Source organism: Novosphingobium sp. BAM6 (assembly GCF_057784955.1).
In genome coordinates, this window is sequence record NZ_JBYNTR010000002.1 from 64,564 (window position 1) to 80,875 (window position 16,312).

A 16,312-nucleotide genomic window follows, 5' to 3' on the forward strand; every position below is an offset into this window, starting at 1 on the left:
GGCCTGTGCAAGATCAGGTGCAAGGCAATGCTTGCCGCAGAGGCAAACCGCACCTAGCTAATCGCCTGTCATGGCAAACGATCCCTATTCCACCCTCGGTGTATCCCGCAGCGCGAGCGAGAAGGACATCAAGTCCGCCTATCGCACGCTCGCCAAGAAGCTGCACCCCGATGCCAACAAGGACAATCCCAAGGCGGCCGAGCGCTTTTCCGAAGTGACCGCCGCCTACGATCTGCTGTCCGACAAGGACAAGCGCGCCAAGTTCGACCGCGGCGAGATCGATGCCGACGGCAATCCGCGCATGGACTTCGGTGCCGGGTTCGGCGGCGGGCGCGGCTTCGGCGGCGGTTCGGGCCCCCAGCACGGGTTCGGCGGCATGGGCGGCGGCGGCTTCGAGAGCGGCGGCATGGACTTCGAGGACATCCTCGGCAGCATGTTCGGTGGCGGTGGAGGTCGTAGCGGCGGCTTTGGAGGTATGGGAGGAGGCAGGCAGGCGCCGCGCGGTGCCAATGTCTCCTATCGCCTTTCCGTGCCGCTGACCGACGCGGCCGAGCTGAAACCGCAGCGAATCACGCTCTCGGATGGCAAGACCATCGACCTCAAGCTGCCCGCAGGCCTTGAGGACGGCACCCAGATGCGCCTTTCGGGCAAGGGTGAGCCCGGCCCCGGCGGCAGCGGCGATGCCATCGTCACGATCCAGCTCCAGTCACACGCGTCCTTCCGTCGCGATGGCGACGACCTGCGGCTCGACCTGCCGGTGACGCTCGACGAGGCGCTGAACGGCGCCAAGGTGAAGGCGCCCACCGCGTCCGGCGCGGTGATGCTGTCGGTTCCCGCCGGGTCCAGCTCGGGCAAGGTGCTGCGCCTCAAGGGCCGCGGCTTCACCCGCAAGGACGGCTCTCGCGGCGATCAGCTGATCTCGCTGGAAATCGTCCTGCCCGAACACGATGCGGACCTGATCCAGCGCCTCGAAGGCTGGCAGGACACCCGCGACGTGCGCGCCCGGCTGGGCGCCTGAATCTGCCCGACTCTTTGCCGGACGCTGGTCTCAACACTGGGCCCGACGGGCGATTATCCGGGCGACGACGACGCACCCTGTTCGCGGTGGCGGGCCGGGTGATCGCCGGTACCTGGGAAGATGGCTTCATCCACGCGGGCAACTTTGCCTACATGGCGATCATCGCGCTGTTCCCGTTCTGCATCGTGCTCGCCGCCGTGCTGTCGCTCTTGGGCGAAGTCCACCAGCTGGACCGTTCGATCGCGACCGTGCTCACCGCCCTGCCGCCGCGCGTCACCGAGGCGCTGGGACCGGTGGCGCAGGCCGTCGCCGGCGGACGCCACGGCTGGCTGCTCTGGGTGGGCGGCATACTGGGCCTGTGGACCTCGACCAGCCTGATCGAGACGCTGCGCGATATTCTCCACCGCGCCTATGACGTGAAGCCCGGCGCCAGGTTCTGGCGACACCGCCTGATCTCGACCGGGGTGATCTTTGCGGCGGTGTTGCTGTTGCTGCTTTCGCTGTCCTCGCAAGTGCTGATCGCGGTGGTGCAGCAGGTGATCGAGGTGCTGCTGCCCCGTGCCGAGGCCTTCGATTTCGAAATCGCCGCCTCGCGCGTGGTCAGTGCAGGCGCGCTGTTCGCGTCGATCTTCACGCTGTTCCTGCTGCTCACGCCCTCCGCGTTTCAGGGCCGACACAACCCGAAATGGCCGGGTGCAACCTTTGTAACGCTTTGGTGGTTGGCAGCGGCGTGGATATTGCCCAAAGTGTTGCGCAATTTCATCGCTTATGATCTCACTTACGGAAGTCTTGCCGGAGTGGTGATCTCGCTTTTCTTTTTCTGGCTAGTCGGACTAGGGATGGTCGTGGGCGCGGAACTCAACGCCGCCCTCGCCGCGCGTCCGGAAGAGCAGGAAACACTTTCGGGCCGCGATCTCTTCGCGAAGCACGCGGCAGAACACGATAACGAGGTACAGGAAAATACGAATGACCGGTCTGATGCAGGGTAAGCGCGGCCTCATCATGGGCCTGGCGAACGACAAGTCGCTGGCCTGGGGCATTGCCAGGAAACTGCACGAACAGGGGGCAGAGCTCGCCTTCTCCTATCAGGGTGACGCGCTGGAAAAGCGTGTGAGGCCGCTTGCCGAGAGCCTGGGCAGCGACTTCCTGATCGATTGCGACGTGTCCAACATGGACGCCCTGGACGCTGCCTTCGCCACGCTGAAGGAGCGCTGGGAGACAATCGACTTCGTCGTCCACGCCATCGGCTTCTCGGACAAGAACGAGCTGCGCGGCATGTACATGGACACCAGCCTGGACAACTTCCTGCTGACCATGAACATCTCGGCCTACAGCCTCGTCGCCGTGACGAAGCGGGCATCCGAGATGATGAACGAAGGCGGCTCGATCCTGACGCTGACCTACTACGGCGCCGAAAAGGTGATGCCGCACTACAACGTGATGGGCGTCGCCAAGGCCGCGCTGGAAGCGTCGGTGCGCTATCTCGCCAACGATCTCGGCCCCCGCAACATCCGCGTCAACGCGATCTCTGCAGGCCCGATCAAGACGCTGGCGGCCAGCGGCATCGGCGATTTCCGCTACATCCTGAAGTGGAACGAGTACAACTCGCCGCTGCGCCGCAACGCGACGATCGACGATGTGGGCGGCTCGGGGCTCTACCTGCTGTCCGATCTCGCCTCGGGCGTGACCGGCGAAGTGCATCACGTCGATGCGGGCTATCACACCGTGGGCATGAAGCAGGAAGACGCACCGGACATCGCGCTGGTGTGATTCTTTAGGGACACACGACAAACGAAAAGGGCCGGGAGATCACTCCCGGCCCTTTTCGTTTGGGCGGTGGATTCGTGAGCGGGGCGGTTAGTTACCCTTCGAATCCGGGGCCGTCTCGTTGTCCGCCTTTGCCGCGTCCTCCGCTGCATTGTCCTTGTTCTTGTCCGCCTTCTTGGCCGCGAAGTAGGCGTCCTCTTCCTTCTCGACCTGCTTCTGTTCGACAGCTGCAGTCTTGTCGATGGTCGCAAGGCGCTTCTGGCGTTCGGCATCGATCAGCTTGCTGAACTGGACATCGGAGCCGTTCTTCTTCTGGGCATAGGCCTGATCGATCAGCTTCTGGGTGCAGCCCGAAGCACCGCCGGAGCCCGAGGGCGAGCACGAATTGATGCCCGACGCGCCGACCGTCTCGTAGGCAGCGACCTTGTTGGCCCAGGGCTCGGCCTGCGGTTCATCCACCCCGCGCAGCGGCTCGGGAATGCGATAGCGCTCCGATTCGGGCTTGCGCGCGCAGACCGTGATCTCGCTGCCCTGCGAGGCCGGACACGGATCGTTGCCATAGACAATCAGCTGGTTGATCTTCTCGCCGGTATCCTCCGGCCCCGCATCGCCCACGGGCGTGCGCTGCTGCGCTATGGCCGGTGTGGCACCGAGTGGAAGCGCCAGCGCAAAGACAGACAGCGCAGTCGTGACGGTCAGGAGACGGGACATCGTACGGGGACTCCTTGGCAAACGGGCCTGTCGGATATCGGACCGGCCGTTTCCTCTTATGATATAGAGCCGATATAGGTCAGACGGACCACGAACGGTAGCATCGGTGTTGATCGGACACGCTTTGATACAGCCCGATCCGATAACCGCCTGCGATCAGAAGCGTTCCGACAGCCGAATCGCCGCCTTGCAGCCCAGCCGGATCGCCGCATAGAGCAGCGGATAGGCAGGCGCCTTCTCCGCCCCTGCGGCCAGCGCGGCGTCGCGGTGCTCGCGCTCCTCGTCGCGGAACTTGTGGACCACCTCGGCCAGTTCGGGATCGTCCTTGCCGATCTCTTCGATCTGCTGGGTATAGTGCTTGTCGATCTCGGTCTCGACCGCCGCCGTGCAGGCCATCGCCCCTTCCGGCCCGATCAGCGCCGTCACCGCGCCCAGCGCGAACCCGGCGACCGACCAGAACGGCTGGAGCAGCGTGGGGCGCACGCCGCGCTCGGCGATCATCTGATCGAAGAGCGCCTTGTGGACCTCTTCCTGCGCGAGCATGTGGACGATCTCGTTCGAGTGCGGCCCGCGCGATCCCATCACCGCCAGTTGCCCGGCATAGATGCGCACTGCCCCGTACTCGCCTGCCTGATCGACGCGAATCATGCGCGAGAATCGCTGCGCCGCGCGGCGCTTGTGATAGCTGCTGGCCGTCATGCTTGCGCTTGCAGTGCTCATCTCAGGCAAACCTCTTCTCGCGCCGCGTCAGCAGCAGGAAAATCGCGATCGCACCGGCGGTGGAGAACAGGAAGTTCCACCCGGCCAGCGAGATCCCGAACAGGCTCCACTGCGCCACGTCGCAGCGGATCAGCGGGGCTGACAGCACCGCGTCCAGCGAGCTTTTACCGCCACCACCGAATACCGTGGAGGTACATTCGGTCACACCCTGCCACCAGTGATACTCGACCCCGGCATGATAACCGCCGATCAGCCCCGTGACCAGCAAGGCAAGCCCCGCAACCGCCACCAGCGGGCGCACCGGGCGCCACCAGAACGCCAGCAGCGCCAGCACCAGCGCCACGAAATGCGGATAGCGCTGCCACCAGCACATCTCGCACGGGAACAGCCCGAAGGCATACTGCCCGATATAGGCGCCGCCCAGCGCGCAGACGGGAACCGCGAGCGCGACGATGCGCGCCAGACGAAGCGAGGGGGAAACGGCAACGGTCATCGCGTCAGGGTTCCGATCGGGATCAGTTGGACTTGCTCGGTGTCTTGGCGGCAGGCTTATCCGCCGCAGGCCTGGGCGGAACCGTCGCGGCGAGTGCGGCGGGCTTGCCCTGCACCCGGTCGAGCGTCTCGATCGCGTAGTGCAGCTGGAAGTCGGTGATGCCGTCCTTCTTGAGCTGCTCTGCGCTGATGTTGAAGCGCGGATCGGGCTTCTGGTCCTGCTCCAGTTCCTTGTCGGCCATCGACGATTCGTTGATGAGGTGGCCGCGAAGGTCGGATTCGCGCACCGCGCGCTCGTTGCGGGCGCGGGCATCGGGATCGGTCAGCTGCGGCACGGCAATGTCGGGATCGATGCCGCCTTCCTGCACCGAGTGGCCCGACGGCGTGTAGTACCGCGCTGTGGTGATCTTGATCGCGCTGGTCTTGTCGAGCTGGATGAACGACTGGACCGAACCCTTGCCGAAGGTGCGCTGGCCCATGATCACCGCGCGATGGCTGTCCTGCAACGCGCCCGCGACGATCTCGGACGCCGAGGCGGAGCCCGCATCGACCAGCACGATGATCGGCATGCCCGGAACGGCATCGCCCTTGAACACCGTCTCGGCGCGATAGACCTGGTTCTCGCTGGCAAGGCGCCCGCGCTGCGAGACGATCACGCCGTGGTCGATGAACAGGTCGGACAGCGCCACCGCCTCGTCCAGCGAACCGCCGGGGTTGGAGCGCAGGTCGAGCACCAGACCGTTCATCCTGGTGCCCTTGGTCGCGGCCTGCTGGCGCAGCGTGGTGATCGCCTTGGCGACATCGCGCCCGACGTTCTTGGAAAACTCGTTGACGCTGACGACGCCGATATCGCCCTTCAGCTCGGACGTGACCGGCTCCAGCTCGATCACCCCGCGCGTCACGGTGACGTCGAACGAATCGGGGCGACCGGGGCGATAGACGGTGAGCTTCACCGTCGTGCCCGAAGGCCCGCGCATCTTGTCGACCGCCTCGTCGAGGTCCTGCTCGTAATAGAGCTTGCCGTCGATGTGGGTGATATAGTCGCCCGCCTTGATCCCCGCCTTGTCGGCCGGACTTCCCTTGAACGGCGAGATCACCTTCACCACGCCGTCGTCCTCGACCACGGAAAGGCCAAGGCCGGTATAGTTGCCGTCGATCATCGTCTCCAGACGGTCCAGCGCGGCGCCGTCAAGATAGTCCGAATGCGGATCGAGACTGGCCATCATCCCGTCGATCGCGCCCTTCACCAGCTTGTCGTCATCGACCGGATCGACGTAGTTTTCCTTGATCAGCTGGTAGATCTCGAAAAGCTTGCCAAATTCCGGGTTCACCTGGCTGTCGACGGCGGCAAGGCCCGCTGTGGCCGCAGGCAACATCGCCACGGCGGAAACCAGCAGGGTAGCGCGCATCAGGGGCAGGAACTTCATCGGGCTTGGGGCCTCTCGTCAGTCGATCCGGGTCGGCAAGGCGCCGTCCGGTATTGTCGCAGGGCCGTCACTCTATCGAGCCGCGCCGTGCTTTTCCAGCGAAGAGCCGGGGGCGAAGATACGAAAGCTGCACGTAAAAAGCGCAAGTTACGGCGCGTGGATATAGAGCAGCGGATTAACCGGAACCGAATCGCGGCGCAGTTCGATCGTGACCTGCGGATGCCCGGCCCCGGCAACGCCCAGCGACGATCCCGCCACCAGCCTGTCGCCCACCGCCACGTCGAGCCGGGCAAGGCCGGTGACGAGCGAGGTCCAGCCGCCTGCATGCTCGACGATCACGATCTGCCCGAACCCGCGATAGACCCCGGCGTAGGCCACGCGCCCGTCCGCCGGGGCCACCACTTGCGCCTGCGCGCCGGTCTCCAGCGTCAGTCCACTGGCGCCCGGCTGTCCGGGCAACGCCTCGCCAAAGCCGGTCACGACCCTGCCCGCCACCGGCAGGACATAGCTGCCGAGCCCCTGCGGTGGAGGCGTGAAGTCCGCCACCGTCACCGCCTGCGTGCGGGTCGGGTCAGCAGGTTTCATGACCGGGCCGGGAAGCGACGCCAGTTGCGCGCGCAACCGCCCCTGCACGCCCATCGTGTCGATCAGGTCGGAAAGGTCGCGCGCCTTCTCGCCCAGCGCGAGGGCATGGTCCTGCTCGCGCGCGGCCAGCCCGGAGGCGGCGCGGCTGGCAAGGCGCTGGCGCGATTCGAGCACCGCCAGTTCGGTGCGTCGCCTGCCCAGATCGTCCTGCGCGACCTGCAGATCGGCATTGGCCTCGCGCGCGTCGGCCTCCAGCGTGCGGGCGCGGGCGATATCGGCGCGCAGGTCCGCCGTGCGCGCCTCGACCTCGGGCATCACCGAATCGAGAACCGCGCGCATGTAGACGAGATCGCGCACCGAGCCGGGGCGCAGCAGCGCGAACAGCGGCGGGCGGCGCGAAAGGCGCTGGAGCGAACCGGTCAGCCGGATCAGCGGCGCCTGCCTGCGCGCAAGGTCGGCCCGTAGCCGTTCACGCTCGGCAGAGATCAGCGCGATCCTTGCCTGCCGCGCGGCGATGTCGGCCTCGTTCTGCTGGATACGCGCGGCGACGGCAGCGGCAGCCTGCGCGGTCTTCTCGACCTGCGCGCCTGCCAGCTTCGCTTTCGCTTCGAGCTTGTCCGCGCGCTGGCGGGCGATCTCGCCCTCGTGCCGGGCCTGCGCCATCTGTCGGCGCGCCTGCGCGGCATCGGCAGCAGGATCGAGCACGGCCAGGCTGTCGCCCTGCCCCTGCCCCGGATGGGCCAGTACGACTGCCCCCACGGCCACCAGCAGCGTCGCGCCAAGCAGCGCGCCACGGTTCAGGCGTCGGGATGGGAGGGCGCGCGAAGAAAGGCTCACACGCGCTGTCTAGATCGACTGGGAGGAATGTCCAACGCTCTCTCAGCCCGACCGATGATACGGATGCCCCGCCAGAATCGCGGTGGCGCGCCAGAGCTGCTCAGCCAGCATCGCGCGGACCATCAGGTGCGGCCAGGTCATGCGCCCGAAGCACAGGAGGTGATCGGCCTGCGCCCGTGCCTCGTCGCCATGGCCATCGGCGGCGCCGATAAGGAAGCGGCATTCGCGCACGCCCTCGTCGCGCCAGCGCCCGAGCAGCGCAGCGAACTCCTCGCTGCTCATCAGCTTGCCGCGCTCATCCAGCAGGACTTCGCGCACCGGGGTATGGGTGGGAGGCGGTATCCGCCCGCCGACATCGGGCAGTTCGCTATGGCGGAACGGCCAGGTCAGGCGCTTGGCATAGCGATCAAGCAGTTCGGCTTCGGGCGAACGGGCGATCTTGCCGCGGGCGATGATGTGCAGAAGCATGGGGCAGGCGGTGCGCCAGCGCGGCGCCCGGCGCAAGCCCTACATGGACTTGCGCAGGCCTTCGATGGCTTGAAAGCGCCCCGACAAGGCCTGCCCGTCAAATATGTGTCGCCTCGACATGACAGCCGAGGCGCCCGACATATCGGCCGCGATCAGGCGGCGCCGCTGGGTCCGTCGAAGCCCCACATGCGTTCCAGATTGTAGAACGTGCGCACTTCGGGGCGGAACAGGTGGACGACAACGCCGCCGGCATCGACCAGCACCCAGTCGGCTGCGGGAAGGCCTTCGACGCGGGCATGGCCGAAACCGCCCTGCTTGATGCGCTCACCCAGCTTCTGGGCCATTGCAGCGACCTGGCGGGTCGAACGGCCCGAGGCGATCACCATGAAATCGGCGATGCTGGACTTGCCGCCCAGATCGATCGTGACGAGGTCCTGCGCCTGATCATCGTCGAGCGAACGCAGGACGAGCGACAGCAAGGGATCGTCGGATTCGACCGTGGGCAGATTCGCGGTCGGGGCAGAAATGCCGGTCGATTCCGGCTGGGTTTGTGCCTGTGGCATCTAGGTCGTGTGTGCTCCTTTCAGGGACCGGCACATTCGGCGGCGAACCCGGACGGGTTGCCGCACGACCGCGCGCGATCGGGTCTTGTCGTTGTCGGGGGCGAGGGGAGAGGCTGCTTCTCGTGTCACGACCAAGTGCCGGAAATCAGGCGCCGCGTGACCTGGTCACGAAGCTGCCGACCTCTCGAAAGCCGTGTCGTAGACTTTCGGGCCCAGTCCGGATCTGCCCGGCGTATCGCCGTGGCCGACCGCGTGTCGGGATCGAACCGCAATGTCACCAGTACCGGTGCGCTCCACCTTTCCGGCCGCTCGAGACTGGACAAAGGCCGCCGGAAACGCCTCAACCAGGCCATCGCGGGGCTCGCGACGACGGCATCATCATACCCCGGACGGGCGATAACCGCAATCGGCATGAGTCGTGCCAGCTTTCGCCAGTCCTTCCAGCGGTGCAACTGGGCCAGATTGTCCGCCCCCATCAGCCACACGAAGCGACGCTTCGGCCAGCGTTTCAGCACCGCGCGCAGGGTATCGACCGTATAGCGGGTCCCCATTTCGCGCTCCAATGCGGTCACACGAATCCGCGCGCGGCGGGCCTGCTTCTGCGCCGATTCGCAGCGTGTCGCCAGCGGTGCCATGCCCTCCTGCGGCTTCAGGGGATTGCCGGGAGATACCAGCCACCACACCTCGTCCAGCGCCAGCGCCTCGGCCGCGAACAGCGTGATGCGCCGGTGCCCGCCGTGCGCCGGGTTGAAGCTGCCGCCCAGCAGCCCGGTCACCGGGCCGCTGCGGATCTGAGTAGGTCGAGTCACTGCGATCGCGTGAGGGCGCCGGTTCTTACGGGCGCGCCTGCCCGGTCCCGCGCACCTGCCACTTGTAGGTGGTCAGCCCTTCGAGCGCGACCGGACCGCGCGCATGGAGGCGCCCGGTGGCAATGCCAATCTCTGCCCCGAGACCAAACTCGCCGCCGTCGGCGAACTGGCTGGAGGCGTTGACCATCACGATCGCGCTGTCGACCGCATTGAGGAAGCGCTCGGCCACATCCGCGTCCGCCGTGACGATGGCATCGGTGTGGTGCGAGGAGTGCTTCGCGATATGCGCGAGCGCGGCATCGAGGCCATCGACCACCGCGACCGACAGCACCGCATCGAGATATTCGGTGTCCCAGTCCTCATCCGTGGCGGGCAGCACGCGCGGGTCGAGCGCACGGGCGCGGGCATCGCCGCGCACTTCGCAGCCCGCCTCGATCAACCCGGCCACCACCGAGGCGCTTTCGGGGAAGCGCGCGTCGAGCAGCAGCGTCTCCATCGAGCCGCAGATGCCGGTGCGGCGCATCTTGGCATTGAGCGTCAGCGCGCGCGCCATCTCGGGATCGGCGGCCTCGTGCACATAGGTATGGCAAAGCCCGTCGAGGTGAGCGAGCACCGGCACGCGGGCATCGGCCTGCACGCGCGCGACCAGGCTCTTGCCGCCGCGCGGCACGATCATGTCGATCAGCCCCGCCGCCGTCAGCATCGCGCCGACGACCGCACGGTCCTGCGTCGGCACCAACTGCACCGCCGCACCGGGAACGCCCGCCGCTTCGAGCCCGGCCACCATCGCGGCCAGAATGGCGCGGTTCGAATGAATCGCCTCGCTGCCGCCGCGCAGCAACACGGCATTGCCCGAGCGAAGGCACAGCGCCGCCGCGTCTGCCGTCACATTGGGGCGGCTTTCGTAGATGATGCCGATCAGCCCGATGGGAATGCGCACGCGCGAGAGCTTGAGGCCGTTGGGTCGCTCGCTCTGCGAAATCACCTCGCCCACCGGATCGGCGAGCACCGCCACCTGATCGACGGCATCGGCGATCCCGGCAAGACGCGCGGAATCGAGGCGCAGGCGATCGAGCATCGCGCCCGACAGACCCTTGGCCTCACCCGCCGCGATGTCCTGCGCGTTGGCTTCCAGAATCGCTGGCTCTGCGGCCCGCAGCGCGGCGGCGGCGCTGACGAGTGCGGCACGCTTGGCCTCGTCACTCAAGGTGGCGAGCACGGCCTGCGCCGCGCGGCCGTCGCGCGCAATGCGGGCGACGAGCGCTTCGGGCGTTTCCGTCGTGACGACGGGGGCGAGCTGAAGATCCTGTTCCATAGCCTGCGTGTCCTATCATCGACGCGTGCGCCTGTCACCGCCCTGTCACCGCCCGGAAATGGCAGATTCGCAGGCATTCCGGCGATTCGCTGGATCTCAGGGCAACGGGCGCGTAACGGGCGTGCGACACCGGGCATCCGTTCATCGCCTGCCGATTTCGACTCGGCCCGAATCCACGGAAGATTACGGCGGGCGGATTCGCCAGAGCGCGGCGGTTTTGCTAGCGGAAGCGACCTTGCGGAAGCGGCGCTCTGATCGGGCGTGCCGTTCCGGATTTGTGGCGGGGTCGTCTTGAACTTACCGAATGTCGCGGTGCTGAAACAGCGCCTGCGGAATGCCTTTGCCGACCGCGAGTTCATCGTGCGGTCGCAAGGACAGATCCGCTTCGTGAAACTGTCCTCGCGCACGCAGGTCGCGGCGGCGGCAGTCGCGTTCGCGCTGGTCGGCGGTTCGGCTGCCTCGCTCGGCGCGCTGGCCCTGGGCCATGCCACAGCGGGAGACCGCCAGACCGCGCTCGCCGGACGCGAGGCACAGGTCGCGCAGGAGCAGGCCCGCCTCGCGCGCTACCGCGAAGGCGTGGAAGCCCGCACCGAAGACCTCGCCCGCCGCCAGCAGGTGCTCGAACAGCTGATGGACGCCCATCTCGGTTCGGACGGCGCCACCGATGCCGCGCTGGAAACGTCCCCCACCGCATCGACCTCTACCCCAACCGACCCGAACAAGATCAGCGCCGCCGTCCTGTCGCTGCGCGGCCTGCCCACGTCCGCCCAGCTTGACCGGATCGAGGCGCAGCAGTTCGCGCTGGTGGACCGCCTTACCCGCTATGCCGATGCCCGCAGCGAGAGCGCCGTTGCACAGATCCGCGAGCTAGGCCTCAATCCCAATGCGATGATGGTCCGCGCCCGCGCCGCCGAGGGTGGCCCGCTGCAACTGCTGTCGCACGGCACCATCGATCCGCGCTTCAGGGCGCTGGGCAAGAGCCTCGCCCGGATGGATTCGCTAGAGAACGGCCTTGCCAGCATCCCGCAGGTCTCGCCCGCGCATGTCGCCTATGTCTCGTCGAGCTACGGCTATCGTTCGGACCCGTTCACCGGCGCCAGCGCGTTTCACGCAGGGCTCGACTTTCCGGGCCCGATGGGCTCGCCGATCTATGCCGCCGCCAAGGGCACGGTCTCCTTCGTCGGCCAGCGCAGCGGCTATGGCAACTGTATCGAGGTCAGCCACGGCAACGGGTTGATGACGCGCTATGGCCACCTTTCGGGCTTCGATGCCCATGTCGGCGAAAAGGTCGACGCCGGTACGCAGATCGCCCGCATGGGCAGCACCGGCCGCTCGACCGGATCGCATCTCCATTTCGAAGTCCGGGTCAACGGCAACCCGGTCAATCCCCGGCCTTTCCTGGAGGCCGCCCGCAACGTCCAGCAGCAGGAAACCCGCTAAATGCCCCGTCCCCACATCGCGCCGCGCAGCGGCATGGCCTCGACTTTCTCGATCCTCAGCCCCGACGTCTCGGTGAAAGGCGACGTCAACGCCTCTGCCGACCTCCACGTCGATGGCCGGGTGGAGGGCGACATCACCTGCCAGGGCCTCGTCCAGGGCGAAGGCAGCGAGATCACCGGCGCCATCAAGGCCAAGACCGCGCGCATCGCAGGCACCGTCAAGGGCACGATCACCGCGCGCGAAGTGGTGATTCTCAAGACCGCGCGGATCGTCGGCGATGTGCATTACGACGCGCTCACCATCGAGCAGGGCGCGCAGATCGACGGTCGCCTGTCGCCCAACGGCGGCGATCTGGCGCCTTCGATTACCGCGAAGCCACCGCTGGCGATCGCGGCCCAGTAAAGAATCATATCCGTAGCGAAGCTGGCCGGCGGCGGGGAAAGCCGGTCCGCTTCGCTACGAATCTTCCGTCCGGCGTCAGACCAGCCTGACCACCATCAGCAGCGCGTAACTCACCGCGCCCAGCAGGGCGAGCGAGCCGACCACCGCCACGGTCGCCCGGCCTCCGGCCCGCGCCACGCTGCGCACATCGACGCCAAGACCCAGCGCCGCCATCGACACCACCGTCAGTCCGGTCGCCAGATGCCCGGCGGGTGCGACCACGGCCTGCGGCACCAGTCCAGCTGAGCGGACCGCGACCAGCAGCAGAAACCCGATGATGAACCACGGCACCAGATGGCCGATGGCAGGCCCCTTGCGCTGCGTTTCTTCAGTCCCGTGTGTGTGATGCTGGCGCGGCATCAGCAGCGAGAGCGTCAGACACACCGGGCCGAGCATCATCACCCGCACCAGCTTGACCAGCGTACCCATGTGGATGGCGACGGTGCCCATCGGTGCCGTGGCGGCGATCACCTGCGGCACGGCGTAGACCGTCAGCCCGGCAAAGGCGCCGAAAGCGGTCTCGCTCATCCCAAGCGCAAGGCCAAGCACCGGCAGGCCCAGCACGACGGCCACGCCCAGCACGGCGGTAAAGGCGATCGAGCCTGCCACCTCCTCGCCATCCGCACCGATCACCGGGGCGACGGCGGCGATGGCGGAATTGCCGCAGATCGAGTTGCCGCAGGCGATCAGCAGCGCCATGCGGACCGGCAGGCCGAGCAGGCGCCCGATGGCAAAGCTCACCGCGATGGCCAGCGCGACCACGCCCGCGATCCCGCCCAGCAGCGCCGGACCCGCCGACAGGATCGTGCCCGCGCTGACCGACAGGCCCAGCAGCACGACCGCGATCTCCAGCAGATACTTGGCGCTGAAGGCGATCCCCGCATGCCAGCGCCCGGACGGGTTCCACAGGCTGCGCAACGCCGTGCCCAGCACGATCGCCAGCACCAACGCCTCCAGCCAGGCCTTGCCCACCAGCGCGCGCTCCACGCCTTCCAGCGCATAGGCTGCAAGCGTGACGGCAAGGCAGAGCGCGAGCCCCGGCAGCACCTTGCGAACAGGCGCAAGGGAGGAGCCGATCGGGGCATGAAGGGCCTTGGGGAAAGCGATGGGGGACGCGAAAGCGCGCATGGGACATTCCTTTCGCCCCTTCAGCTACGCCTGCGGCATTCATCTATCCAACGCTTCATTTATATCATTTTGATCGATTTTCCTGATGAATAGTGCGAGGGTCTCATCATGACTCTCGAACAGTTGCGCATCTTCGTCGCCGTGGCCGAGCGCCAGCACATGACCGCCGCCGCGCGGGCGCTGAATCTCACGCAGTCGGCAGTGTCCTCGGCCATCGGCGCGCTGGAGGAGCGCCACGGCGTCAAGCTGTTCCACCGCGTCGGGCGCGGGATCGCCCTGACCGAAGCGGGGCAGCTGTTCCTTCCCGAAGCACGCGGACTGCTGGCGCGGGCCGACGCGACGCAGGTGATGCTGGAGGAACTGGGCGGCCTTTCGCGCGGACGGCTGCGGCTGGTCGCCAGCCAGACCATCGCTGCCTACTGGCTCCCCCCGGTGCTCGCCGCCTTCCGCCGGCGCTATCCGGCCATCGCCGTGGAGCTTGCCATCGCCAATACCGAACAGGCCGCCGCGCAAGTCCACGAAGGGCTGGCCGACCTTGGCATCGTCGAGGGCGAGGTGGACGATCCCGCGCTGGCGCACTGGGTGCTGGGTGCGGACCGGCTGGTGCTGGTCAGCGCCACGCCTTTCGCGCCCGACGCCACCCTGCCCGCTCTGGTCGCACCCGGCATTCCATGGGTCATGCGCGAGCAGGGGTCGGGCACCCGCTCCAGCTTCGAGGAGACGCTGCGCGAACAGGGCCTCGACCCGGACGCGCGCGACGCGGTGCTGGTGCTGCCCTCCAACGAAAGCGTGCGCACGGCGGTGGAGGCAGGCGTCGGCATCGCCGTGCTCTCGGGCCTCGTGGTCGCTCCGGCGCTGGCGGCGGGCACGCTGCATGCCGCGCCTTTCGTGTTTTCCGCCCGCGCCTTCCACGGCCTGCGCCACAAGGAGCGCTATCGCACCCGCGCCGCCGATGCCCTGCTGGCGCTGCTGGAAGAGCGCGCGTGAAACCTGACGCAAGGTTCCTGGCCTGGGCTCCAGCCGATACGAAAAAGGGGCCCTTGCGAGGCCCCTTCTTGCGTCTTTCATCCGGTAACGGAAAAGCTCAGCTTTCGCCGGCTTCCCGCTCGGCAGCGCGCTTGGCTTCGAGCCAGCGGGCGACTTCGGCTTCCTGCGCGGCTTCGCTCGACGCGCGCGAGGCGGCCTCGCGCTCGGCGCGCAGCTCGTCGATCAGGGCCTGACGGTCGTCGGTCAGGCGCTGATCGCCCTGACCATCGTCGGTGATCCCGGCCTTCTTGGCGGCCTTGGCAACGATCGCGTCCAGTTCGCGCTGCGAGCACAGGCCCAGCGTCACCGGATCCTTGGGCGTGATGTTCGCGATGTTCCAGTGCGAACGGTCGCGGATCGCAGCGATGGTGTTGCGGGTCGTGCCGATCAGCTTGCCGACCTGCGCGTCCGAAACCTCGGGGTGGTTGCGCAGGATCCAGGCGATGCCATCGGGCTTGTCCTGACGCTTCGAGACCGGCGTGTAGCGCGGGCCCTTGGTGCGGTTAGAGGTGATCGGGATCTTGTGCATGCGCAGCTTGTACGCAGGATCGGCCTGACCCTTCTCGATCTCGTCCATCGTCAGTTCGCCCGAACGCACCGGATCGCGACCGGTGTACTTGCTCGAGGTGAGGTCGTCAGCCATGGCCTGGACTTCGAGCATGTGCAGACCGCAGAATTCTGCGATCTGTTCGAACGACAGCGCCGTGTTATCGACCAGCCAGGCGGCGGTCGCGTGCGGCATCAGCGGAGCGGGCTGGCTCATGTCTTTATCTCCAGCGGAAACAATAAGGGCCGCCCCTCGCGGAGCGGCCGTTCCGGGCCGGTTTAGGCGAATTCACGCCGTTGGGCAAGCGCATGCTTGGGGTTTGTTGCAATCCGTCAAGAGAGCGACCGATCCGCAACCGGCCCTACAGAGCCTCGCGCTTCCTTATTTATCCATCGCCACGAAGCCGGGCAGCTTGCGCACCCGGTCGAGCCAGCGACAGACCGCCGGATGATCGCCAAGGCTGAACCCGCCCGCCTCGGCCAGATGCGTATAGGCGAACAGCGCAATGTCGGCGAGGCTGGCCGAAGCGCCGACGAACCATTCGCGGCCCGTCAGGTGCTCGTCCATCAGCTTGAGCGCGGCTTCACCCGCCGCGCGCTTGCCCATGATCTGTTCGCGCTGCTGCGGGCTGAGGTTGCCCTGCCCCAGAAAGACCAGCCAGAAGCGCAGCGTGGCGATGTTCGGTTCGTGGTTGTACTGCTCGAAAAACATCCAGCGCAGCATGTCGGCACGTTCGAAGCGGCTGTCGGGCACCAGATGCGTGCTCTCGCCCAGATACCAGCATGCCGCGTTGCTTTCGGGCAGGAAGCGCTCACCGACCTGCAGCACCGGAATGCGTCCATTCGAGTTCACTTTCGAGAGAAACTCGGGCGTGCGCGTGTCGCCGCGCATGATGTCGTACTGCCGACGCTCCAGCGGCAGGCCGAGCAGCGCCGCGGTCAGCTGGATCTTGTAGCAGTTGCCGCTGCGCGGATCTTCATGCAGCACCAGTTTATCGGTCATCATCTTACGTCCCGCC

18 protein-coding genes are annotated in these 16,312 nt (G+C 66.9%); 6 read left to right on the forward strand and 12 right to left on the reverse strand.

Annotation, left to right across the window (positions count from 1 at the left end):
• Positions 1–70 precede the first annotated feature (70 nt).
• From AC3EC3_RS08970 to fabI, 3 genes are all read left to right on the forward strand, one after another.
• Positions 71–1,018, forward strand: coding sequence for a DnaJ C-terminal domain-containing protein (locus AC3EC3_RS08970; protein ID WP_488489290.1), 948 nt, complete (start codon positions 71–73; stop codon positions 1,016–1,018).
• Between the two features lie 98 nt (positions 1,019–1,116).
• Positions 1,117–2,007, forward strand: a complete 891-nt coding sequence (locus tag AC3EC3_RS08975; protein ID WP_488489291.1) for a YihY/virulence factor BrkB family protein — start codon at positions 1,117–1,119, stop codon at positions 2,005–2,007.
• Complete coding sequence (gene fabI, locus AC3EC3_RS08980) at positions 1,985–2,788, forward strand: enoyl-ACP reductase FabI (protein ID WP_488489292.1); 804 nt, start codon at positions 1,985–1,987, stop codon at positions 2,786–2,788. The genes AC3EC3_RS08975 and fabI overlap by 23 nt, the downstream gene beginning before the upstream one ends.
• A gap of 87 nt (positions 2,789–2,875) precedes the next feature.
• Here the strand turns inward: fabI and AC3EC3_RS08985 are convergent, their stop codons facing one another.
• The 9 genes from AC3EC3_RS08985 to AC3EC3_RS09025 form a co-directional block, all read right to left on the reverse strand.
• The gene (locus AC3EC3_RS08985; protein WP_488489293.1) at positions 2,876–3,496 is read right to left on the reverse strand and encodes a hypothetical protein; all 621 of its coding nucleotides are present in this window, start codon (positions 3,494–3,496) and stop codon (positions 2,876–2,878) included.
• A 156-nt stretch (positions 3,497–3,652) separates the two neighbouring features.
• Positions 3,653–4,195 carry a demethoxyubiquinone hydroxylase family protein gene (locus AC3EC3_RS08990; RefSeq protein WP_488489294.1) on the reverse strand — a complete coding sequence of 181 codons (543 nt, stop codon included), beginning with the start codon at positions 4,193–4,195 and terminating at the stop codon, positions 3,653–3,655.
• A gap of 22 nt (positions 4,196–4,217) precedes the next feature.
• Positions 4,218–4,709 carry a disulfide bond formation protein B gene (locus AC3EC3_RS08995; RefSeq protein ID WP_488489295.1) on the reverse strand — a complete coding sequence of 164 codons (492 nt, stop codon included), beginning with the start codon at positions 4,707–4,709 and terminating at the stop codon, positions 4,218–4,220.
• A 22-nt stretch (positions 4,710–4,731) separates the two neighbouring features.
• The gene (locus AC3EC3_RS09000) at positions 4,732–6,135 is read right to left on the reverse strand and encodes a S41 family peptidase (RefSeq protein ID WP_488489296.1); all 1,404 of its coding nucleotides are present in this window, start codon (positions 6,133–6,135) and stop codon (positions 4,732–4,734) included.
• A gap of 147 nt (positions 6,136–6,282) precedes the next feature.
• The gene (locus AC3EC3_RS09005; protein ID WP_488489297.1) at positions 6,283–7,557 is read right to left on the reverse strand and encodes a murein hydrolase activator EnvC family protein; all 1,275 of its coding nucleotides are present in this window, start codon (positions 7,555–7,557) and stop codon (positions 6,283–6,285) included.
• A gap of 42 nt (positions 7,558–7,599) precedes the next feature.
• Entirely contained in the window at positions 7,600–8,025 is a 426-nt protein-coding gene (locus AC3EC3_RS09010; RefSeq protein WP_488489298.1) for a 23S rRNA (pseudouridine(1915)-N(3))-methyltransferase RlmH, read from the reverse strand.
• A 152-nt stretch (positions 8,026–8,177) separates the two neighbouring features.
• Positions 8,178–8,588: a ribosome silencing factor gene (gene rsfS, locus AC3EC3_RS09015; protein WP_488489299.1), complete on the reverse strand. Its 411-nt coding sequence runs from the start codon at positions 8,586–8,588 to the stop codon at positions 8,178–8,180.
• A 125-nt stretch (positions 8,589–8,713) separates the two neighbouring features.
• Positions 8,714–9,397: a nicotinate-nucleotide adenylyltransferase gene (locus AC3EC3_RS09020; protein WP_488489300.1), complete on the reverse strand. Its 684-nt coding sequence runs from the start codon at positions 9,395–9,397 to the stop codon at positions 8,714–8,716.
• Positions 9,398–9,422: 25 nt separating this feature from the next.
• Positions 9,423–10,712 carry a glutamate-5-semialdehyde dehydrogenase gene (locus tag AC3EC3_RS09025; RefSeq protein ID WP_488489301.1) on the reverse strand — a complete coding sequence of 430 codons (1,290 nt, stop codon included), beginning with the start codon at positions 10,710–10,712 and terminating at the stop codon, positions 9,423–9,425.
• 291 nt (positions 10,713–11,003) lie between these two features.
• Here AC3EC3_RS09025 and AC3EC3_RS09030 point away from each other — a divergent pair, with 291 nt between their 5' ends.
• Positions 11,004–12,152 (forward strand): M23 family metallopeptidase, encoded by a 1,149-nt coding sequence (locus AC3EC3_RS09030; RefSeq protein WP_488489302.1) that lies wholly within the window; start codon positions 11,004–11,006, stop codon positions 12,150–12,152.
• Positions 12,153–12,554, forward strand: coding sequence for a bactofilin family protein (locus AC3EC3_RS09035; protein WP_488489303.1), 402 nt, complete (start codon positions 12,153–12,155; stop codon positions 12,552–12,554).
• Between the two features lie 75 nt (positions 12,555–12,629).
• Here the strand turns inward: AC3EC3_RS09035 and AC3EC3_RS09040 are convergent, their stop codons facing one another.
• The gene (locus AC3EC3_RS09040; protein WP_488489304.1) at positions 12,630–13,721 is read right to left on the reverse strand and encodes a YeiH family protein; all 1,092 of its coding nucleotides are present in this window, start codon (positions 13,719–13,721) and stop codon (positions 12,630–12,632) included.
• A gap of 108 nt (positions 13,722–13,829) precedes the next feature.
• Between AC3EC3_RS09040 and AC3EC3_RS09045 the strand changes: the two genes are divergently transcribed.
• Positions 13,830–14,708 carry a LysR substrate-binding domain-containing protein gene (locus AC3EC3_RS09045; protein ID WP_488489305.1) on the forward strand — a complete coding sequence of 293 codons (879 nt, stop codon included), beginning with the start codon at positions 13,830–13,832 and terminating at the stop codon, positions 14,706–14,708.
• A gap of 97 nt (positions 14,709–14,805) precedes the next feature.
• Here the strand turns inward: AC3EC3_RS09045 and AC3EC3_RS09050 are convergent, their stop codons facing one another.
• Both AC3EC3_RS09050 and AC3EC3_RS09055 read right to left on the reverse strand, forming a co-directional pair.
• Positions 14,806–15,510: a DUF1013 domain-containing protein gene (locus AC3EC3_RS09050; RefSeq protein WP_488489306.1), complete on the reverse strand. Its 705-nt coding sequence runs from the start codon at positions 15,508–15,510 to the stop codon at positions 14,806–14,808.
• Positions 15,511–15,675: 165 nt separating this feature from the next.
• Positions 15,676–16,296, reverse strand: a complete 621-nt coding sequence (locus AC3EC3_RS09055) for a glutathione S-transferase family protein (RefSeq protein WP_488489830.1) — start codon at positions 16,294–16,296, stop codon at positions 15,676–15,678.
• Positions 16,297–16,312 lie beyond the last annotated feature (16 nt).